The organism is Rahnella sp. PD12R (assembly GCF_019200965.1).
GTDB lineage: Bacteria > Pseudomonadota > Gammaproteobacteria > Enterobacterales > Enterobacteriaceae > Rahnella > Rahnella laticis.
Map to the genome: position 1 here is coordinate 58086 of NZ_JAHTMS010000015.1, position 20382 is coordinate 78467.

Genomic DNA, 20382 nt, shown 5'->3' on the forward strand with positions numbered 1-20382 from the left:
CCATTAAGTTAACGCATCTGCTTTTCCAGCCATTCACAAATTTCGTGTAACGCGCTGTCAAAGTGCTGATAAAGCGGCTCACTTTTGATGGTCAGAATCTTGCCTTCGGAGGAGGAATCAGCAATCAGCCTGGCTTCGCTCTTCGGGCTGAAGATATCGCTTTCCCAGTAGGCGGCAAGCATTGGCGTCGGTGTTCTGCGCCCTAATAATCCCTGCGTTTTCAGAGAATATCGATTAAGTTCAGTTTTCAGCGCGGAGTCCGACGCCGTCGACATTCCGATGCGGCTCGCCAGCACGTCCATGTACATATCCGGCACCTGTTCCTGACATTTCGGGTCGCTCAGCAGCGAATGCACCAGCGCGCCCAGCGTCGCCACAGCCCGCACGCGGCGCGGCTCGAGATACGCCAGCCGCACGGCGACGTTCGCCCCAAAGCGATAACCCAGCAGGCTGACGCGGCTCGCATCCACCCACGGCACATCAGAAAGCTGCATGAGAACCTGCTGATGCAGGAAGCTGGTGTCCTGCGTCAGTTTCCATTTAGAGGAAAAACCGATCGACGGCATGTCGATGGTGAGCATCGCAATGCCCATCGGCGCGAGATAAGAGCGGAACAGACGCTGATGGTCACTTTGTAATGTGTCCAGACCGCCGCAGACCATGACCGTCGGGAACGGCGCTTTGCCTTCGTTCGGCAGATGCAGGAAACCGGTGATCGGCGCGCCGCCCGGGATTTTGAATTCCAGCTCTTTCAGATCATACGGTGAATGTTCGGAGGATTTCTCAAACGCTTTATTGGCCAGCGCTTCCGCCTGTTCTGCCAGCGTATCGCCTTTCAGATGCGGGTAACCGGCAATGCTGTAAAGGTTCGCGGCTTTCAGCCAGTATTCGCTGGCAAGATTGGCGTCTTTTTCATCGGCGGCTTTTTGCTGCCAGTGCATGGCCTGATTCGACCATTCATAAATCCAGTTACCGTTGCGATAGCCAATGACGGTATCGAGCAATAACGGGTCGCTGTGTTCGGCCTGAGAAACGGCAATGCGCGAAAGCACTTCTTCCACTTCCAGCGGATCAACGCCGCGCCACATCCACATCAGACGGTTAATTGTCCGGTACCAGCAATTCACGGTATCGCCTTCCAGCGCTGAGTGCATCGGCGGGTGCGTATTGTGATGATGAACGCGATGAACCAGTGTCGAAGTTTCCGGATATTTGAATGACGGTTTGAACAGTTTTTCCGTGAGATTGGCTGGAGCCATGATGCAAGATCCTCCGTTAGCAAGCAGCTTTTCGCCCGCAGGCGAACGTTTCAGGCAGGGATTATAACCCGCCCACGTTGCGACAAGACAGGAGTGAGGTCAAGCGGAAAGGATTTCAAGTCAACAAAAGCAAAACGCCCGGCAATGAGCCAGGCGTTAAAAGGGGGTCACTGCATCCTCTAAATCCTTCGTGCTGCATCATGGCGGCGTGAAGGATGACGAGGATTTACTTTCCAACCAATGGCGGGACGAACACCACGCCCATATCCCACGGCTGTTCAATCCAGGTGTTCTGCGGGATATCAACCACGTAATCGTCAACCAGCGGCGCACCGGCAGGTTTGGCGAAGATCGTGATGAAATGCGCTTTCGGATACATTTCGCGGATCGCTTTCGCGGTGCCGCCGGTATCGACCAGATCGTCGATTACGATGAAACCTTCACCGTCGCCTTCTGCGCGTTTCAGCACTTGCATTTCGCGCTGATTGTCGTGGTCGTAGCTGGAGATACATACGGTATCCACATGACGGATGCACAGTTCGCGAGCCAGTAACGCTGCCGGAACCAGACCGCCACGGCTGACGGCAATAATGCCTTTCCATTGTTCTGCCGGCAGCAGGCGTTTAGCCATCGTGCGGGCGTGGATTTGCAGCATGTCCCAGGTTACAACGTATTTTTCGCTCATAAAGGTGTCCCAGCCAGTGAATTGACGGCTTCTAAAAATTTAAACCCTAAATAATTCAGATTGCAGGAAGGCGGCAAGTGAACGAATCCCGATGAGCTGACATAAGTCAGTGATTCGGGTGAGCGAACGCGGCCAACGCATCTGCAATTTGAAGTATGACGGGTGTATTCGGGGAAAAAGGTTGCGCGAGATTATAGTGAGTCCGGTTCACAAAAACCAGCGATTATCTGGCCTCACGGCCCCAAAAAACCCGGATTTTCTCCCCTCGCCCGCGCACAGGTTAAGATTAAGTGATATTCTGTCAGGCCACTCGCCACACAGTCTGGCGGGGATTACTTAACCTTAAACCTACAGCATCTCAATCAGTTCCCCTGCAAATGGAGCCTGAATGAGCTGACTGTTACAGGAGACTTATAGTGTCTGAACTGTCTCAGCTTTCGCCACAACCGTTGTGGGATATTTTTGCCAAAGTATGTTCAATTCCGCACCCTTCTTATCATGAAGAAGCGCTGGCAAAACACATCGTTGAATGGGCTCAGGAAAAGGGTATCCACGCTGAGCGTGATGAAGTTGGCAACATTTTGCTGCGCAAACCGGCCACCAAAGGCATGGAAAACCGCAAAGCCGTTGCCCTGCAGGCTCACCTCGATATGGTGCCGCAGAAAAACAACGATACTGTTCATGATTTCACTAAAGATCCTATTCAGCCGTTCATTGAAGACGGTTGGGTAAAAGCCCGCGGCACCACGCTGGGCGCAGACAACGGTATCGGCCTGGCTTCTGCACTGGCGGTTCTGGCTGATGACAGCGTTGAACACGGCCCGCTGGAAGTGCTGCTGACCATGACCGAGGAAACCGGCATGGCGGGCGCATTCGGCCTGCAACCGGACTGGTTACAGTCTGAAATTCTGATCAACACCGATTCTGAAACCGAAGGCGAAATCTACATGGGCTGCGCCGGCGGGATTGATTTTACCGCCACGCTGCCACTGAGCCGCGAAGCGGTTCCGGCCGGTTTCACCACGCTGAAACTGACGCTGAAAGGCCTGAAAGGCGGCCACTCCGGCGCGGATATCCACCTCGGTCTGGGCAATGCCAGCAAACTGCTGGTGCGCTTCCTGTCAGAACACGCCGACACCCTCGGTCTGCGCCTGCTGGATTTCACCGGCGGTACGCTGCGTAACGCCATTCCCCGCGAAGCCATCGCAACACTGGCAATTGCAGCCGATAAAGCGGACGCACTGAAAGCCGCTGCACAGGAATTCCTGGCAACGATTCAGTTCGAACTGTCTGCGGTTGAGAAGAAAATCGCTTTCGTCGTGGAAGCGGCAGAAAGCACAGCGAACGCGCTGAGCAAAGACAGCCAGGGTAAATTCATTGCACTACTGAACGCGACGCCAAACGGCGTGATCCGCATGAGCGATGACGTTAAAGGCGTGGTAGAAACCTCCCTGAACGTCGGCGTTGTCACCATGAAAGATGACGAAGTGGCGATCAACAGCCTGATCCGTTCCCTTATCGACAGCGGCAAAGAATACGTCGTCAGCATGCTGAATTCGCTGAGCAAACTGGCCGGCGCAAAAAGCCTGGCAAAAGGCAGCTATCCTGGCTGGAAACCTGAGCCAAGCTCTCCGGTGATGACGCTGGTGCGTGAAACCTACGAAACGCTGTTCAGCAAAACCCCGAACATCATGGTGATCCACGCCGGTCTGGAATGCGGTCTGTTCAAAAAACCGTACCCGGACATGGACATGGTTTCCATCGGGCCAACCATCACCGGGCCACACTCGCCGGATGAGCAGGTTGAAATCGCCAGCGTTGAGCTGTACTGGAAACTGCTGACAGCATTGCTGAAAGCGATTCCTGAACGTAAGTAATTGTTTTAGCGCCTCCCCTGCGAAGGGGAGGTGCTACAGTCACTCCCACGGCAATAACAACTGCCGTTCTATCTGCGGGTCCTGCAACGTGACATGCAACCCGACCAGACGCACACCCCGCCCGCCGCGCCGCTGTTCCCACGCTTCACGCGCCACTTTCAGTAAATCTTCTTTATTGAGCACCGGCCAGACGTGTTCCTGCGTGGTCTGCTGGAAATCATGGAATTTGAGTTTCACGCCCTGACGCGCGATGCGTAAATTCGGGCTGACCCGGCTCAGGCGCGTTTGTAATTCAGGATATAACCGTTCGATCAGCGCGACGCACTCCTCCCAGCTGTGGATATCTTCCGCCAGCGTGCGTTCCACACCGACCGACTTCCGCAGCCGCTCGGCTGAAATTTCACGCTCATCGATGCCCTGACAACGCTCCCACAGCACGCGGCCAAATTTGCCAAACTGTTTAAGCAGCCTTGCTAAATCATAGCGCTGCACGTCGCCGCAGGTGATCAACCCCTGCTCCTGCAATCGCTGGGCGGTGACTTTGCCAACACCGGGGATTTTACTCAGCGGCAGATCCAGTAAAAAAGCCTCAACTTTGTCTGGCGTAATCACAAACTGGCCGTTGGGTTTATTCAGGTCTGAGGCAATTTTCGCCAGAAATTTGATGGGCGCAATCCCCGCCGAGGCCGTCAGATTAATTTCATCAAAAATCGCCTGACGGATTTCAGCGGCGATCAGCGTCGCGGAGCCATTGCATTGGGTCGATTCTGAAACATCCAGATAAGCTTCGTCGAGTGACAGCGGTTCGATCAATGGCGTATAACGCGCAAAGATTTCGCGGATGTGGTTTGAGGCTTCTTTATACGCCTCCATTCTGCCGGGAATGACTTTCAGGTGCGGGCAAAGTTTGAGCGCCATTCCGGTCGGCATCGCGCTGTGGACGCCGAATTTGCGTGCCGGGTAATTGGCGGTGCTGATGACGCCACGCCGGTCGCGGCTGCCACCGATGGCGATAGGAATGTCGCGCAGGGAAGGATCATCGCGCATCTCGACGGCCGCGAAAAAGCAGTCCATATCCACATGAATGATTTTACGCATAGCCCTCCCCCAATGACTGTATAAGTATACAGTTGAATCAGGAGATTTCAAACACAGAAAATGACGGTTAATTTGGCTTAATTAATCACCATTAATGGCATCAGAAAGTATTTACATTTCCTGAAGCGAGAATTCAATATTTGGTGATTGCTAAAAAATTAATCAGTATTAATATGGCAACGTTTCAGACAGGCAGTACATAAGAAGAAAATCAGTGGCGGTCTTACAGGCAGTTCATCTGTAGACAAAATAATCAAAATTATTATCGAGCAGGACTTAGAATGATCAGAATCGCGCTGTTTCTTGCGATGCTCCTCAGTTTGCCTTTATTTACAGCAAATTACGCCGTGGCCAGCGATGCTGTCCCGGTAAACGCGGCGCTTAAAAAACAATTGTTAGGTGCCCCCGTTTATATCCAGATATTCAAACAAGAACGTAAACTCGAATTGTATGCCCAGCTCGACGGCGAATATCGTCTGATCGGCAGCTACGGCATCTGCGATTTTTCTGGCGGTTTAGGAAATAAACGTCGCGAAGGTGATTTTAAAAGCCCGGAAGGTTTCTACAACGTGGATATTCACCACCTGAAACCGGACAGCCGTTTTTATCGCGCCATCAACATCGGTTTCCCGAACGCCTATGATATCTCGCAGGGTTATTCCGGTAAGTATCTGATGATCCACGGCAACTGCAAATCTATCGGTTGCTATGCGATGACTGACGGTTATATGGATGAAATCTTCACCTACGTGCAGGCGGCCTTCCAGTTCGGCCAGCGCAACGTGCAGATCAGCATTTATCCGTTCAAGATGACCGATGCCAACATGCAGTCGCACAAAAACTCAAGCTACATCACGTTCTGGCGTCAGCTACAGCCGGGCTTTGCGTACTTTGAGAAACACCATCAGCCACCTAACGTCGTGGTGACTAATGGGAAATATGAAGTGCTGCAACCGTTGTCAAACATCCCGCTGCCTTCACAGCTGGCGTTCGCCCCGGTGAAATAATGCGAATTCACCTGGAGCAATTTTGTTCCAGGTTTCGTTTGCCGTCAGCGGTTGCGTGGCAATCACGGTGACGACATCATCCGGTGTCGTCTGCTGCTGAAAATCAATTTCCACATCCTGATCCAACAACGTTGCCTTTCCGAAAGGCGCCCGCCGCGTGATCCAGTGCAGATTGGTCGAACAATAGGCCATCACAAAATGCCCGTCCGACAACAGCATATTAAACACGCCCTTCTGCCGTAACTCATCCGCCAGCGACGCAATATAGCGAAATACCGGCGGCCAGTTGGCCGGACGGCGCGGATAACGCTGCGTAAGTTTATGCAGCAACCAGCAAAAAGCGTATTCACTGTCGGTTTGCCCGACCGGACGCAACGTGCCGGTATCCAGCTGGCGGTAACCGCGAAGCTGGCCGTTGTGCGCGTAAGTCCAGTTATGGCCCCACAGTTCGCGGGTAAACGGATGGGTATTCTCCAGCGCCACTTCGCCACGGTTTGCCTGACGAATATGGGAAATCACCGCGCAGGATTTGATCGGATATTCCTGAACAAGGCGGGCGATAGGCGAATTAAAACTCGGCATCGGATCTTTAAAAGTACGACAGCCATTCCCCTCGTAGAAGGTAATGCCCCAGCCGTCTTTATGCGGGCCTGTCCCGCCACCGCGCTGCACTAATCCACTGAAACTGAAGCAAATATCAGTTGGAACGTTAGCGCTCATCCCGAGCAATTCGCACATCTCCCGCCTCCTTTACAGCAAAGGTATTACGCCTTCGCCATCTCTTTTTCGATTAATAAGATCAGGATATGAATCACTTTAATGTGGATTTCCTGCACGCGGTCAGCGAAGCCAAAGTGTGGCACGCGAATTTCCACGTCGGCAGAACCGTCCATTTTGCCGCCGTCTTTACCGGTCAGGGTAATGACTTTCATGCCTTTAGCGCGCGCGGCTTCAATCGCTTTGATCACGTTACCGGAATTGCCGGAAGTGGAGATGCCCAGCAGCACATCGCCTTTCTGACCCACGGCTTCCAGATAACGGGAGAAGATATATTCGTAACCGAAATCGTTACCCACGCAGGAGATGTGGCTGACGTCGGAAATCGCAATCGCCGGGTAGCCCGGACGGTTTTCACGGTAGCGGCCGGTCAGTTCTTCTGCGAAATGCATGGCGTCACAGTGTGAACCGCCGTTACCGCAGGAAATCACTTTCCCGCCCGCCTTGAATGAATCGGCCAGCAGCACTGCTGCACGTTGAATAGACTCAATATTTGCCGGATCGCTGATGAATTTATTCAGCGTAGCAGCAGCTTCGTTCAGTTCAGTACGGATAATATCCTGGTACATAGCAGCCTCTTTTATGTCCATTTGCAGCCAGCTGTGGCTGGCCGATAGCAATAAAACTTTCCGCTGAGCAGTTTAACGGAAAGCCGAAACAGCGAGAAGCCAAGAAGCGGTAATGATTCTTATAGTTTCCGTTTTTGACGCTTCGTGCGGCCGGTTTGTGAGCTGTGTTGTAATTAGTATGTAAACACATTGATAAAGAAATGAGCATGAACTAAAACCATTGTATCCCTACAACAGGTCAGACCTCCTACTACTCAGGAGCTTTACTATGATGGTTCTTAGCATTGTTGCATTTGTCGTGATCCTTGGTGCGTTGTTCTATCACAAGGTCAATCTTGCCTTTAGCAGCCTGATTTTACTGGCATTTACCGCTGCCATCGGCGCTATTCATCTGTGGACGCTGTGGCTGTTACTGCCGCTGGCGATTATCCTGCTGCCGTTCAATGTGCCCGCACTGCGCCGCGCATTGTTCTCCGCACCTGCACTTCGCACCTTCCGTAAAGTGATGCCCGCAATGTCACGCACGGAAAAAGAAGCGATTGAAGCCGGTACCACCTGGTGGGAAGGCGACCTGTTCGGCGGTAAGCCGGACTGGAAAAAATTGCAGGATTATCCTGAACAACACCTGACCGAAGAAGAGCAGCGCTTTATCGATGGCCCGGTTGAAGAAGCCTGCCGCATGGCCAACGACTTTGAGATCACGCACGAACTGGCTGATTTGCCGCCGGAGCTGTGGGCGTATCTTAAAGAGCACCGCTTCTTCGCGATGATCATTAAGAAAGAGTACGGCGGTCTGGAATTCTCCGCTTACGCTCAGGCCCGCGTGTTACAGAAACTGGCAGGTGTGTCCGGCATTCTGGCCATCACCGTCGGCGTGCCGAACTCCCTCGGCCCGGGCGAATTGCTGCAACATTACGGCACCGAAGAACAGAAAGATCATTATCTGCCGCGTCTGGCTGAAGGTCTGGAAATCCCATGCTTTGCACTGACCAGCCCGGAAGCCGGGTCTGATGCCGGGGCGATCCCTGATTTCGGTATCGTCTGTAAAGGCCAGTGGCAGGGCAAAGAAGTGCTCGGCATGCGCCTGACCTGGAACAAGCGTTACATCACGCTCGCACCTATCGCCACCGTGCTCGGTCTGGCGTTTAAACTGAAAGACCCGGATCATCTGCTCGGCAGTGAAACGGATCTGGGCATTACCTGTGCGCTGATCCCAACGGACACTAAAGGCGTGGAAATCGGCCACCGCCACTTCCCGCTTAACGTGCCTTTCCAGAACGGCCCGACGCGCGGTAACGATATTTTCGTTCCAATCGATTACATCATCGGCGGCCCGAAAATGGCCGGTCAGGGCTGGCGTATGCTGGTGGAATGTCTGTCCGTGGGCCGCGGCATTACCCTGCCGTCTAACTCCACCGGCAGCCTGAAATCACTGGCGATGGCGACCGGCGCTTATGCGTACATTCGCCGTCAGTTCAAACTGCCTATTGGTAAAATGGAAGGCATCGAAGAACCGCTGGCACGTATTGCCGGTAACGCTTACGTGATGGACGCCGCTGCAACGCTCATCACCAACGGCATTATGCTCGGTGAAAAACCGGCTGTGCTGTCGGCGATTGTGAAATATCACTGTACCCACCGTGGTCAGCGCGCTGTCATGGACGCGATGGATATCACCGGTGGTAAAGGCATCATGCTCGGTAAAAGCAACTTCGTGGCCCGTACTTATCAGGGCGCGCCGATTGCCATCACCGTAGAAGGCGCCAACATTCTGACCCGCAGCATGATCATCTTCGGTCAGGGCGCTATCCGTTGCCATCCTTACGTTCTGCGTGAAATGGCGGCGGCTGAGAAAAACGATCTGGACGATTTCGACCGTGCGCTGTTCGGGCATATCGGCCACGTCGGCAGCAACAAAGTGCGCAGCTTCTGGCTCGGTCTGACCAACGGCCGCACCAGCGATACGCCGGTTAATGATAAAACCGCGCGTTATTACCAGCACATTAACCGTCTGAGCGCTAACCTCGCGCTGCTGGCTGACGTGTCGATGGGCGTGCTGGGCGGCAGCCTGAAACGTCGCGAACGTATTTCCGCCCGTCTCGGCGATATTCTCAGCCAGATGTATCTGGCGACAGCGACTCTGAAACGCTTTGATGAAGAAGGTTGCAACGAGGCCGATTTACCGCTGGTTCACTGGGGCGTGCAGGATTGTCTGCATCAGGCCGAAGTGGCTATCGACGACCTGCTGCGTAACTTCCCGAATGCGTTTGTGGCGGGCGTGATGCGCCTGGTGGTTTTCCCGCTGGGCCGTTCACACGCGGCACCGTCAGATCGTCTTGATCATGAACTGGCGCGTATTCTTCAGGTGCCTTCTGCGACCCGCAGCCGCATTGGTCGCGGTCAGTATCTGACGCCAAGCGAGCACAACCCGGTCGGGCTGCTGGAAGAAGCGTTACTGGATATTCTGGCCGCCGAGCCGGTGCATAAACGTCTGTGCGACGCGATGGGTAAAAAACTGCCGTTCACCCGTCTGGATATTCTGGCGCAAAAAGGTCTGGATGCCGGTCACCTGAGCGCCGACGATGCGCGCATTCTCAGCCGTGCGGAAGAAAGCCGTCTGCGTTCTATTAACGTCGATGATTTTGAGCCACACGAACTGGCCGCGAAAAAGCAGGACGTGGAGGAAGAAAGCGCAAAAAAGGATGACGCCAAACCGCGCCATACCGAAGCCGCTTAATCCTTAAAATTCACGGTTAAAAAAAGCCTGAGTGTTTACGCACTCAGGCTTTTTCTTTTCCGGATGACGGGTAATCAGAAGAAGTATTTAAAGCGAACACGCCCGCCATACCGCTGATCGCTGTCATTATCATTGCTGTAATGTTTATCCGCTTCCAGCATCGACACATACGCGCCCAGATAGACATTGAAGTTCTTCATGTCCATCACGTTCGGGATGAGATAACTGGCGTGAATGGTATGAATATCGTAGCTGCCCGGCTCGCTGAACCAGTCATCACCGGCGTTTTCGTTATTCATTGGCCGTAAACCGTTGGCATTAAACTCTTCAATGCGGTTATGCGCGTAGATGTAACCCAGCTCGAAGTTTTTCCACAGGGCATTGGTGCCGACCGTGAAATCTTTCTCGTCTGAGGCGTCCATGTACGCCGTACTCAGGTTCGCCACGATGCCGTTTTCCGGATCCGCTTTCTGCCCGTTCCAGGTCATGGTCATGCCGTAGCCGTTACGTTTGGACTGATCAATAGTTTCGCCCTGATCGTTCTTGTAGCCGTACGCGTTGTTGACGATGTTGGTTTCCATCGCCGCCGCAACGGAGAACGCCTCGCCTTTCCAGGCAATAACCGGTCGCAGATACGCGACGTTTTTATCCTGTTCCAGTTTGTTGCCGTGGTAGTTCTGGTCGGCAAACAGCGACGTCCCGTTTTCCATCAGCGTATTGAGCTCGAAGTACCAGTTGCCGAGCGTTTTGTTCAGCAAAATGTTACCGCCGCTGTCACTGCGTCCACGCCCTTCTTTCATCATATACACATAGCCGTAGCCGTCGGCGTACAGATCGTTGGCGGTATTCCCGGAATATTCGATAAACGTATCCTGATTCAGCGGGAACATATCGTAGGCTTCAAATCGGCCGATTTTTGCCATCCAGTTTTGTTCTTTACCGAAGAAGAAGGCGGCGTCATCGACATTCATTGAACCGTTTAAATCAGCGGTCGGTTGCACGGAGAACCCGGAGAATTGCCCTTTATCATTACGGCGATAACCATCCAGCCCGATCAGCAAGCGGCCATTGACATCCCAGCGTTCATTGCCGCCATTCCATTTATTATCATCGCCATTTTTCGCCGAAATTAATTGCCCGCTGCGGCTTGCGCCGTCGACGTTAAATTCTACGTCACCGTATAATTTCAGATTATCAAAACCATTGAGCGTTAATAATTTATCCTTCGATATACCGTCTGTTTTTACTTCAACCGGCGTGGATTCTTTCACGCTGGCAATTTCCTGCTCGCGCTTCACATCCTGTTTTTTCAGCTGCTGAATTTGTTTCTCTGCCGATTCCGCGCGGGCTTCAGCCAGCTGAAGGCGCTCTTCAAGCTGCGCCATGCGGGCTTCCAGACTGGCTGAAGAGCCTGCCGCCATCGCAGAACCCGACACGGCGATCCCCACTAATAATGCCAGCGTCTTAATCTTTCTCATAATTACGATATCCTTTTCAATACAAAATCAAACCATCGATATCAATTAACGACGTTGTTTTGTTTTTATTAAAATAGTGCCCGGAGGTTTCATAATGAGAAATGAAGATAGATTCTGGCCGAATAAACTGTCAAAAATAAAGCGGGGAAACGTGAAGTAAAACTGTAATAACGAAATTTCATCCTTACAAAACCAATAAACATAAAAAACGGGGTACTGTTATTCACAGCACCCCGCTTATTATTCATTTCAAATACATTGCGCCCAATATATTTATCAGTCGAATGTTTACAGCTTAGCTTTTCTTAGGACGAATCTTCGCGGTCAGCCCTTTCAGGAAATACCGCAAAACCTGATCGCCGCACGGACGATAGTTTTTGTGCCCTTCCTTACGGAAGAATGCGCTCAGTTCGCCTTCGGAGACTTTGAAATCTGCGGCCGTCAGCACGGCAATCATGTCTTCAGTTTTCAGCTCAAACGCCACACGCAGCTTTTTCAGCATGATGTTGTTGGTCAGACGTTTTTCCACTTCCGGTGCCGGGAAACGATCGTCTTTACCGCGTTTGAACACAATCAGCCCGTTCAGGAAGTTTGCCATGACTTCGTCCGGCACTTCCATATACCCTTCTTCGTCTTCTTTTTTCAGATAACGGGACATCACTTCAGGGCTGACCGGCGTGCCGGTGGTTTTGAGGATTTCAATCAACTGACCTTCGCTCAAATCCAGCATGTAGCGCACGCTGCGCAAGACATGGTTATGCATCATAATTCTGTATTCCTGTTAAAAGTAAACCGAGGAAATGCCACCGGGTTTACCCCTACGCACCTCGAAGGCGGGCATTATACAAGAAACCGACAGAATTAGCTGAACTGGCGGATACGCGCGATAAAGGATTCCACATCACTGATTTGCGGCGCCGTCAGGATCAGCCATTTTCCGAGACTCAGCGCGTGGCGCTGGCAGTCAGCACGCATTGCGGCGTCTTTGATGGAATCAAGATCGGCCACGTGCGCCAGCCCGATGGTGCGACGGATTAATTCCGCGCCGCAATATCCGACCGCGTCGTGCCAGACGTCCTGCAAGAAAACGTCGGCGTAGCCCGGCTCGGCCAGCGTCGGATCCTGTGATTCTTCACGTGCCAGTTGCAGGAAACGTTCTGAGAAGCTCAGCCACAGTTCGCGCACATCTTTCAGGCGCTGCTCGCGACCGTCAGCGGCTTCACGCACGCCCACCAGCCCCGGCAAACCGCAATAGTTCAGCAACAAATTACCGATAGCCGAGCCCGGATCAAAACCGACAGGGCCGTAATAACCGAACTCGGCATCAATGGCTTTCAGCTTGCCTTCGGCCACAAAAATCGAACCGCTGTGGATATCGCCGTGCAGCAACGCTTCGGCCTTGCTCAGGAAACGGTGCTTGAGCGCCGCCACCGCCAGACGCAGCGGTTTATCGGCACGCAGCGCATCGACTTCCGGCTGCAAAACCGGGTCAAAATTATTCCGTTCGTGATCGACATAAGGATCGGTGAAGAACAGATCTTCGGTGATCTGGCAAAGTTCCGGGTTGGTAAAGCGTGAAACTTCGGCTTTCTTGGTCTGCGCGTTCTGATAGAAATCGGACGTATGGAAAAGCGTCTGCGCCAGGTATTCACCCAGCTGGCTGGCGGCCTGCGGGAAGTATTTCCCCTGCACCAGCTCACTGCGCCAGATCTGATGATCCGACAAATCTTCCTGCACCATCACCGCCAGTTCGGCGTCATGATGCAACACTTTCACCGTATGCTGCGGGCAATACTGACCGTGAATAATCAGTGTTTCCGCTTCGATGCGCGCGCGGTCGAGCGTCAGCGGCCAGGATTCCCCGACGCAGCGCACGTACGGCAAAGCCTGTTTCACGATCACGCGGCTATTGCCCGTGGTATCGCGGATTTTAAACACCAGATTCAGGTTTCCGTCACCGATTTCATCGGCGGTTACCAGAGATTGCGGATCTGCTACGCCACCGTATTTACGGGCATATTCAACAGCATCTTCGGCGGTAAATGTGTAGTAGCGCGACATCCTGACCTCTCGAAATTTTCTTTTAGCCTTAAAAGTGTTTAGACGTCTATACATCCATAAAACATGTTGGCAGAATAAGTGAACAGATGCAACCGGGCAACAAGGATTTAACCAACAATGCAAAGCCTCACAACCACCAGTTTACGTATCCGCGAAAACCAACTGTGGATCCTCGATCAGCAGGCCCTGCCACAACGTTCCGACTGGCGCGAATGTCGCGATGTCAGCGATCTGGTGGATCACATCCGTACCCTGCGCGTGCGCGGTGCGCCGCTGATTGGTTTATCCGCCAGCCTGCTACTGGCGTTGCTGGCTGAACAGGGCATGAAGCAGGATGAACTGGCGCATTCGCTGGACGTCCTTCGCGCCTCGCGCCCGACGGCGGTGAACCTGATGAACAATCTCGACCGCATGAAAACCGCGTTACAGCAGCCCGATTTCGTCACCGCGCTGACGGCTGAAGCGCTGCGTCTGGTGGATGAAGACCGCGCGCTGTGCGAAAGCATTGCAACGCACGGCGCAACGCTGGTGACGCCGGGCAGCCGTTTGCTGACCCACTGCAACACCGGCGGGCTGGCGACAGCAGGCGTCGGCACGGCCATTGGCGTGATCCGCCGTGCGCATGAGCAGGGAAATGTCGAGCAGGTTTGGGTCGATGAAACGCGCCCGTTATTGCAGGGTGGCCGTCTCACCGCGTGGGAACTGGGCGAACTGGGCATTCCGTATCAGCTGATTTGCGACTCGATGGCTGCCAGCCTGATGGCACAAAAACGCGTTGACGCCATCTGGGTCGGCGCTGACCGCATCGCCGCCAACGGCGACGTCGCCAACAAGATCGGCACTTACAGCCTGGCGGTTCTGGCGAAATACCACGGCATCCCGTTTTACGTCGCCGCGCCGCACACCACGCACGATCCGCATTGCCCGAACGGCGCAGCCATCCCTATCGAACAACGCGATGCCCGCGAAGTCACCGGCGTTTCCGGCAGTTTTGGTTCCGTACAGTGGGCTCCGGAGGATGCAAAAGTTTATAACCCGGCGTTTGATGTGACACCGGCGGATCTCATCAGCGGATGGGTACTGGATGTGGGGGTGATGACGCCTGCGCAGGTGCGCGAAGGGGTCTTCGCGGCTTCCTTGAAGTAGCGGTTGGCGGTTGCCGCACCGCAGGCGGTATTGCGATAATTTCGGTTTTTCATGTGCAGCATGTAGCGCTAAAGGCGGTATTGCGGAAGTTTCGGTTTTTCATGTACAGCATGTAGCGCTAAAGGCGGTATTGCGGAAATTTCGGTTTTTCATGTGCAGTGATCGCTCAGCGGCTCGCGCCGAAACCGACCAAAGAGGCCCAGGACGGGGCCTCTTTGGAATCTCCGCGTCTTTCTTACTGCGCGCTACCGCTCGCTGGCTATGTTTCAGGTACCACAGCTATTGCCGCGAAAACTTGCCGCTGCGCGGTTCCCTTACTCGGTTTCGAGCCATTGGTCTCGAAACGCTTCGCTCGGCAAGCTTTCTGAAAGCGGCCACTGGCTATGTAATTCAGCATGCTTTTTGAAAGCGGCCAGAGGCTTTTCTAAATTCAAAATCTAGCTGGTTTTAATCTTTTACAAAGGCAATCTGGCGCACTCAGAAATTTTGCTGACCGAGGGTTCGAGACCGCAAGGCTCGAAGCCCTCGAGGAAGGCACCGCGTAGCGGCAAGATTTCGCGCCACACGCCGATGTTCCAGAACATGTCCATCGTCCCAGCGGCAGCGCGCAGTTAAAGAGCCGGAGATTCTAAAGAGGCGCGGCGATAGGCGCCTCTTTAGGCCAGTTTGGGTGGCAACCCAAGGTTTTGACCTGAGCTAAGCGATCACCGCACATGAAAAACCGAAATTTACGCTAAGCTGTCCCTTTGGGCCAGTTTGACCGGCAACCCAAGGTTTTGACCTTAAAAAGAAATTTTAAAGCTTTTCTAAAAAGCTTATTCCCCCATCCTCGGGTACTTATCCGCGATACCATCGCCTGTAAAATGCGCCACCCACCCTTCCGGATTATCAAACACGCGAATCGCCGTAAACGACGGTGAGCCGCCCATGTCAAACCAGTGGCGGGTATTCGCGGGGACGGAAATCAGATCGTTTTTCTCACACAGGATCTGGAAAATCTTACCGTTCAGATGCAGGCAGAACAGCCCGGCGCCTTCCACGAAGAAACGTACTTCGTCTTCGCCGTGGGTATGCTCGGAGAGGAATTTGGTGCGCAGCACTTCACGCTGTTCGTTGTCCGGACGCATGCTGATTACATCCCAGCTCTGATAGCCCTTCTCTTCCACCAGCTTGTCGATTTCATGCTGATACGCGGCGATCACGTCCTGCGGCTGCGGGTTTTCGCCTAAATCACGGTCGGCCTGCCAGCGCTCGAAACGCACGTCAATCTTGTTCAGTTCGGCAGCGATGGCCTCGCCGTCACGGCTTTCCCAAACTGGCGCGGAAGGATCCTGGTCACTAAAAATCGTCAATGCACTCATGGTCAACCCTCTTATAAGAATGTTTCTAAGGCTATCTGATCAAAACGGTTAACTTGCAGGTGATCGCTGAGTTCGTCAGCGTCATCACGGATCAGCTGACAGGTGTGCCAGCCCGCTAAGCGTGCGGCGTCCAGTTCCTGACGGATGTCCGATAAAAACAGTAAATCAGCGGGCGGTAAAATCAGCTGTTCGGCGATGTTCTGATAGGATTCTGTTTCACGCTTGGCGCCAACGCGGGTGTCGAAATACCCGCTGAACAGCGGCGTGAGGTCGCCCGCATCGCTGTAACCAAACAGCAGTTTTTGCGCGTCAACGGAACCGGAAGAATACACGCAAAGCTGCAAACCGTCGGCTTTCCAGGCTTCCAACTGCGGCGCGACATCCGCGTACAAATGCCCGCGGAAATCACCGTTCTCATACCCGGTGCGCCAGATAATGCCCTGCAACACTTTGAGCGGCGTCGATTTGACGTCGTTGTCCATGTAGGTAAAAAGTTGCTCAATCAGGGCCTCGACGCTGGCCTGCGGGCGGTCGATTTCGGCCCGCAATGCGTTCAGCGCAGCCGCCACTTCCGGCTCTTCGTGCTGATGACGCAGAAATTCAGCGAGCCGCTGACGGGCATACGGGAATAACACCTGATGCACAAAACGGATATCCGTGGTGGTGCCTTCAATATCAGTGACGATGGCGCGGATCATTTGGCCTCCAGCAGGCGGCGTTGCAGTTCACACTGGAACAGAAATTCCAGCCCTTCCAGATGGCGGCGTGCTTCCGCCACATCCCGTCCCCAGCAGGTCAGACCGTGGCCGCGCAGCAAAAAACCATACTGCAACGGCGCGTGTTCCGTGCTGGCAATAATCTTCTGCACCAGAGCTGAGATGTCCTGGCTGTTGTCGAAAATCGGGATCACCACCTGATCAAGGTGCGTCGTCTGGCCGCTCAGCGATTTCTGCATTTCGTAGCCTTCCAGCACCAGTGCACCGCTGCGTTCCACGCGGGACAAAACGGTCGAATTCACCGAATGTGTATGCAGCACCGCACCTGTTTCAGGATAGCGGGAATAGAGCATCGTGTGCAGACCGGTTTCCGCCGACGGGCGGCGTCCGCTCGGCGCGAGGCCGCTTTCCAGCTCAACTAGCAGAAAATCATCTGTGGTCAGCGAGCCTTTATCCTTCCCCGATTCGGTGATCAGGCAATGTTTGTCGCCCTCGCGGACCGACATATTCCCGCCTGTCGCCGGGCTCCAGCCCTTCTGACCAATCCAGTGACAGGCCGCCAGCAGCGCGCCCAGTTGCAAATTCTCTGTCATCGTAATCCTGAAAAATCGTGCGTTGAGGGCCTGAGTTCGGAGTGAAAACCGCGATATATAAATAATTGATATGGCCTAGATTGAATTAGCATTTAGCCATCTAAGCGTCTCGATTGCCAAATATTAACATCGTGTATCGGGAAAATGAAAGGGCAAATAGCAGAACGCTCTGTCTTCTTATGGCGCTCACTTCTGGCATAAAAAAACCTGCCGAAGCAGGTTATTTTGCAGGGAGTTCAAATTTAGAAATGATGGCCAGCCTTTGCTGGTAATGCTCAGGGTCTCCCCAAAGCCACTGCTCGTAACGCCCCACATCATCTTCTGATGCAATGTTATGTAATTCGCAACTGATCATGTCGTAAGCATAAACTTTAAGCCCGTAAATCAAGGCGTCATACATTCTGGCCTGCCAGAACGACATGCCATCGTGAGTCTGGTTCATGTCAGACACGATCACATCGTATTTTTCGAGCAGATAATTCAGGAAAATTAGCCCTGCAAGCTCGTGCAATTCTTTTCTGTGCTTAGGTTTCTGAGTGCGCCATACCAACACCTGCGTCACCGGGCGGCAATTGAGGAAATGATCGGACTGAATCACAACGCGGTTGTAGTAAGCCACGTCCTCAGAAACATCATTGATTAACGCCAGTTCGAAATGGCGCTGAGTAATTTTTTCAGAAAGGCGATTATCAACGCGCACAATCCGGTAACCGGGAGATAGCGTCAGACCAACAACATCAAGCTCCTGCCCGCGTGCCAGCTCGGAATAGAGGGTGCTGTTATCTATGCCGTCGCTAAGATGAGCGAAGACTTCGTTAACTTTCACCGCATTTACCAATTTAACCGGCATATGACCCTCTGTAAGCGTTGAACAACCTCAGTTGTAAGGCGTTTAGTTTATATCTTAACCAGTTTTCAGGCAACGGATAGCGTTCGCAGAATTCCCGCAACCCGCTCTGCGCGCGCCGTTCCGCACCGTCATTCCGGTCATATCCTTATTCTTCATTGATTTAAACCCGGCTTTAACATCGTGTTATATTGTGAGCAACATCGCTATCTGCACCGGTCCAGGAGTATTGACCCGCCATGAGCACAGCCGCACTGATCCCCGAAAGTAAGCTTCCTTCCCTCGGCACCACCATTTTTACTCAAATGAGTGCCCTGGCGCAGAAGCACAACGCCATTAACCTGTCTCAGGGTTTCCCTGATTTCGATGGCCCCGAGTATCTGCGCAACCGTCTGGCGTATCACGTCAGTCAGGGCGCGAACCAGTACGCGCCGATGACCGGCACTGCGCCATTGCGTGAAGCGATTGCCGCAAAAACCGAACAGATTTACGGCTACGCACCGGACGCCAATTCCGACATCACGATCACCGCCGGCGCCACCGAATCTTTGTACATCGCCATCACCGCGCTGGTGTCAAAAGGCGACGAAGTGATTGCGTTTGACCCGAGCTACGACTGCTACGCGCCTGCGGTGGAACTGGCGGGCGGCGTGATGAAACGCATTCAGCTGCAGCCGCCGGAGTTCAAAGTGAACTGGGCGGAATTTGCCGACCAGATTACGGACCGGACAAAGCTGGTCATCATCAACACGCCGCACAATCCGTCGGCCACGGTCTGGAGCCACAGCGACGTTGAGCAGCTCTGGCAAACCATTGCTGATAAACACATTTTTGTGCTCAGCGATGAAGTCTACGAACACATCTGCTTTGCGCCGGAAGGCCACGCCAGCGTGCTGCGCCACCCGCAACTGCGTCAGCGCGCCATCGCGGTGTCTTCTTTCGGCAAGACCTATCACATGACCGGCTGGCGCGTGGGTTATTGCATCGCTCCGGCGATTATCAGCGCCGAACTGCGCAAAGTTCACCAGTATCTGACGTTTTCGATCACCACGCCGGTTCAGCTGGCGCTGGCGGATATGCTGCGGGAAGCGCCGGAGCACTGGCAGGAATTACCGGCGTTTTATCAGGCCAAGCGTGACCGTCTGGCGCAAGGGCTGGCGAACAGCCGTCTGAAAGTATTGCCGAGCCAGGGCACGTATTTCCTGCTGGTGGATTACAGCGAAGTCTCGGATCTGGACGATGTTGCATTCTGCCACTGGCTGACTGAACATGTGGGCGTTGCGGCCATTCCGATGTCGGTATTTTGCGCCGCGCCCTTCCCACATAAACTGATCCGGCTGTGCTTTGCCAAACAGGAAGCCACGCTGGACGCTGCTGCGGAGCGCCTGTGTCAACTTTAAAACTGTCCGTATTGCAACAGCCGCTGGTGTGGCTGGACGGCGAGGCCAATCTCGCGCATTTCGACGGTCTGCTGGGTTCACTGACCGGCCGCGACCTGATTATTTTGCCGGAAATGTTCACCACCGGTTTCGCCATGCAGGCTCCGGGCAGCGCGCTGCCACAGTCACGCGTGGTGGAATGGCTGCATCAGTGGGCGAAAAAACTCGGTGCAATGATTGGCGGCAGCGTGGCGCTGAGCACGACGGAAGGCGCGGTAAACCGTTTCCTGCTGGTCGAACCGCAGGGCAAAGTGCATTCCTACGATAAACGCCATCTGTTCCGCATGGCGGGCGAACACAATTATTACGTGCCGGGCAAACGCCGTGAAATCGTCGAATGGCGCGGCTGGCGGATTCTGCCGCAAGTCTGTTACGACCTGCGTTTCCCGGTCTATTCGCGCAATAATCAGGATTACGATCTGGCACTCTACGTCGCCAACTGGCCTGCCCGCCGCAGCCATCACTGGCAAACATTGCTGACGGCGCGTGCAATCGAAAATCAGGCCTACGTCGCCGGGTGCAACCGCGTCGGGGATGACGATAACGGCCACCACTACAGCGGCGACAGCCTGATCATTAATCCGCTGGGCGAAGAACTGGCGCGCGCCGAGCCGGGTTCGGCAATGATTATCGACGCCGAACTGTCTCTGGAAGCGTTACAGGATTACCGCGAAGCGTTCCCGGCGTGGCGCGATGCCGATACGTTCCTCCTGCACGATTAAAGAAAGCGGC

The 20382-nt window shown here is 53.8% G+C and carries 18 protein-coding genes; 6 read left to right on the forward strand and 12 right to left on the reverse strand.

Annotation, left to right across the window (positions count from 1 at the left end; genetic code table 11):
* Positions 1–8 precede the first annotated feature (8 nt).
* Together frsA and gpt are read right to left on the reverse strand one after the other, a co-directional pair.
* Entirely contained in the window at positions 9–1259 is a 1251-nt protein-coding gene (gene frsA / locus KWG64_RS22620) for an esterase FrsA (protein ID WP_195815422.1), read from the reverse strand.
* 226 nt (positions 1260–1485) lie between these two features.
* On the reverse strand, positions 1486–1944 hold the full coding sequence (gene gpt, locus KWG64_RS22625) for a xanthine phosphoribosyltransferase (RefSeq protein WP_056781475.1): 459 nt from the start codon (positions 1942–1944) through the stop codon (positions 1486–1488).
* Positions 1945–2360: 416 nt separating this feature from the next.
* Here gpt and pepD point away from each other — a divergent pair, with 416 nt between their 5' ends.
* Positions 2361–3821, forward strand: a complete 1461-nt coding sequence (pepD, locus tag KWG64_RS22630; RefSeq protein ID WP_218523191.1) for a beta-Ala-His dipeptidase — start codon at positions 2361–2363, stop codon at positions 3819–3821.
* Between the two features lie 39 nt (positions 3822–3860).
* Here pepD and dinB read toward each other — a convergent pair whose 3' ends face one another.
* Positions 3861–4919, reverse strand: coding sequence for a DNA polymerase IV (dinB, locus tag KWG64_RS22635; protein WP_218523192.1), 1059 nt, complete (start codon positions 4917–4919; stop codon positions 3861–3863).
* A gap of 281 nt (positions 4920–5200) precedes the next feature.
* On the opposite strand from dinB, the gene dpaA reads away from it, so the two are divergent.
* Positions 5201–5926, forward strand: a complete 726-nt coding sequence (gene dpaA / locus KWG64_RS22640) for a peptidoglycan meso-diaminopimelic acid protein amidase (RefSeq protein WP_152324647.1) — start codon at positions 5201–5203, stop codon at positions 5924–5926.
* On the opposite strand, the gene KWG64_RS22645 is transcribed toward dpaA, so the two are convergent.
* Both KWG64_RS22645 and lpcA read right to left on the reverse strand, forming a co-directional pair.
* Entirely contained in the window at positions 5897–6664 is a 768-nt protein-coding gene (locus KWG64_RS22645; RefSeq protein ID WP_218523193.1) for a class II glutamine amidotransferase, read from the reverse strand. The genes dpaA and KWG64_RS22645 overlap by 30 nt on opposite strands.
* Before the next feature lie 26 nt (positions 6665–6690).
* Positions 6691–7272 carry a D-sedoheptulose 7-phosphate isomerase gene (gene lpcA / locus KWG64_RS22650; RefSeq protein WP_101079792.1) on the reverse strand — a complete coding sequence of 194 codons (582 nt, stop codon included), beginning with the start codon at positions 7270–7272 and terminating at the stop codon, positions 6691–6693.
* A gap of 268 nt (positions 7273–7540) precedes the next feature.
* On the opposite strand from lpcA, the gene fadE reads away from it, so the two are divergent.
* A complete protein-coding gene (fadE, locus tag KWG64_RS22655; RefSeq protein WP_218523194.1) occupies positions 7541–10009 on the forward strand; it encodes an acyl-CoA dehydrogenase FadE in 2469 nt (822 codons plus the stop codon).
* A gap of 74 nt (positions 10010–10083) precedes the next feature.
* On the opposite strand, the gene KWG64_RS22660 is transcribed toward fadE, so the two are convergent.
* The 3 genes from KWG64_RS22660 to mtnK form a co-directional block, all read right to left on the reverse strand.
* On the reverse strand, positions 10084–11487 hold the full coding sequence (locus KWG64_RS22660; protein WP_218523195.1) for a carbohydrate porin: 1404 nt from the start codon (positions 11485–11487) through the stop codon (positions 10084–10086).
* Positions 11488–11782: 295 nt separating this feature from the next.
* Positions 11783–12253, reverse strand: a complete 471-nt coding sequence (locus KWG64_RS22665) for a DUF1456 family protein (protein ID WP_152324652.1) — start codon at positions 12251–12253, stop codon at positions 11783–11785.
* A 95-nt stretch (positions 12254–12348) separates the two neighbouring features.
* Positions 12349–13548, reverse strand: a complete 1200-nt coding sequence (gene mtnK, locus KWG64_RS22670; RefSeq protein ID WP_218523196.1) for an S-methyl-5-thioribose kinase — start codon at positions 13546–13548, stop codon at positions 12349–12351.
* A 117-nt stretch (positions 13549–13665) separates the two neighbouring features.
* Between mtnK and mtnA the strand changes: the two genes are divergently transcribed.
* On the forward strand, positions 13666–14694 hold the full coding sequence (gene mtnA, locus KWG64_RS22675) for an S-methyl-5-thioribose-1-phosphate isomerase (RefSeq protein WP_218523197.1): 1029 nt from the start codon (positions 13666–13668) through the stop codon (positions 14692–14694).
* Between the two features lie 815 nt (positions 14695–15509).
* Here mtnA and KWG64_RS22680 read toward each other — a convergent pair.
* The 4 genes from KWG64_RS22680 to KWG64_RS22695 all read right to left on the reverse strand — a co-directional run bounded on the left by KWG64_RS22680 (position 15510) and on the right by KWG64_RS22695 (position 18214).
* Positions 15510–16055 (reverse strand): acireductone dioxygenase, encoded by a 546-nt coding sequence (locus tag KWG64_RS22680; protein ID WP_195824918.1) that lies wholly within the window; start codon positions 16053–16055, stop codon positions 15510–15512.
* Between the two features lie 11 nt (positions 16056–16066).
* Positions 16067–16753 (reverse strand): acireductone synthase, encoded by a 687-nt coding sequence (gene mtnC, locus KWG64_RS22685; RefSeq protein WP_218523198.1) that lies wholly within the window; start codon positions 16751–16753, stop codon positions 16067–16069.
* On the reverse strand, positions 16750–17364 hold the full coding sequence (locus tag KWG64_RS22690; protein ID WP_218523199.1) for a methylthioribulose 1-phosphate dehydratase: 615 nt from the start codon (positions 17362–17364) through the stop codon (positions 16750–16752). The genes mtnC and KWG64_RS22690 overlap by 4 nt, the downstream gene beginning before the upstream one ends.
* 220 nt (positions 17365–17584) lie before the next feature.
* Positions 17585–18214 carry a hypothetical protein gene (locus KWG64_RS22695; protein WP_101079808.1) on the reverse strand — a complete coding sequence of 210 codons (630 nt, stop codon included), beginning with the start codon at positions 18212–18214 and terminating at the stop codon, positions 17585–17587.
* Positions 18215–18450: 236 nt separating this feature from the next.
* Between KWG64_RS22695 and KWG64_RS22700 the strand changes: the two genes are divergently transcribed.
* Positions 18451–19611, forward strand: coding sequence for a pyridoxal phosphate-dependent aminotransferase (locus tag KWG64_RS22700; RefSeq protein WP_218523200.1), 1161 nt, complete (start codon positions 18451–18453; stop codon positions 19609–19611).
* Positions 19599–20372: an amidohydrolase gene (locus KWG64_RS22705; RefSeq protein ID WP_218523201.1), complete on the forward strand. Its 774-nt coding sequence runs from the start codon at positions 19599–19601 to the stop codon at positions 20370–20372. Before KWG64_RS22700 ends, KWG64_RS22705 begins: the two co-directional genes overlap by 13 nt.
* The last annotated feature ends 10 nt before the right edge of the window (positions 20373–20382 follow it).

What these genes read in the sequence shown, in the direction of transcription:
- frsA (WP_195815422.1), bottom strand. Translation starts at nt 1,259, where the DNA reads ATGGCTCCAGCCAATCTCACGGAAAAACTGTTCAAACCGTCATTCAAA.
- gpt (WP_056781475.1), bottom strand. Translation starts at nt 1,944, where the DNA reads ATGAGCGAAAAATACGTTGTAACCTGGGACATGCTGCAAATCCACGCC.
- dinB (WP_218523192.1), bottom strand. Translation starts at nt 4,919, where the DNA reads ATGCGTAAAATCATTCATGTGGATATGGACTGCTTTTTCGCGGCCGTC.
- dpaA (WP_152324647.1), top strand. Translation starts at nt 5,201, where the DNA reads ATGATCAGAATCGCGCTGTTTCTTGCGATGCTCCTCAGTTTGCCTTTA.
- KWG64_RS22645 (WP_218523193.1), bottom strand. Translation starts at nt 6,664, where the DNA reads ATGTGCGAATTGCTCGGGATGAGCGCTAACGTTCCAACTGATATTTGC.
- lpcA (WP_101079792.1), bottom strand. Translation starts at nt 7,272, where the DNA reads ATGTACCAGGATATTATCCGTACTGAACTGAACGAAGCTGCTGCTACG.
- fadE (WP_218523194.1), top strand. Translation starts at nt 7,541, where the DNA reads ATGATGGTTCTTAGCATTGTTGCATTTGTCGTGATCCTTGGTGCGTTG.
- KWG64_RS22660 (WP_218523195.1), bottom strand. Translation starts at nt 11,487, where the DNA reads ATGAGAAAGATTAAGACGCTGGCATTATTAGTGGGGATCGCCGTGTCG.
- KWG64_RS22665 (WP_152324652.1), bottom strand. Translation starts at nt 12,253, where the DNA reads ATGATGCATAACCATGTCTTGCGCAGCGTGCGCTACATGCTGGATTTG.
- mtnK (WP_218523196.1), bottom strand. Translation starts at nt 13,548, where the DNA reads ATGTCGCGCTACTACACATTTACCGCCGAAGATGCTGTTGAATATGCC.
- mtnA (WP_218523197.1), top strand. Translation starts at nt 13,666, where the DNA reads ATGCAAAGCCTCACAACCACCAGTTTACGTATCCGCGAAAACCAACTG.
- KWG64_RS22680 (WP_195824918.1), bottom strand. Translation starts at nt 16,055, where the DNA reads ATGAGTGCATTGACGATTTTTAGTGACCAGGATCCTTCCGCGCCAGTT.
- mtnC (WP_218523198.1), bottom strand. Translation starts at nt 16,753, where the DNA reads ATGATCCGCGCCATCGTCACTGATATTGAAGGCACCACCACGGATATC.
- KWG64_RS22690 (WP_218523199.1), bottom strand. Translation starts at nt 17,364, where the DNA reads ATGACAGAGAATTTGCAACTGGGCGCGCTGCTGGCGGCCTGTCACTGG.
- KWG64_RS22695 (WP_101079808.1), bottom strand. Translation starts at nt 18,214, where the DNA reads ATGCCGGTTAAATTGGTAAATGCGGTGAAAGTTAACGAAGTCTTCGCT.
- KWG64_RS22700 (WP_218523200.1), top strand. Translation starts at nt 18,451, where the DNA reads ATGAGCACAGCCGCACTGATCCCCGAAAGTAAGCTTCCTTCCCTCGGC.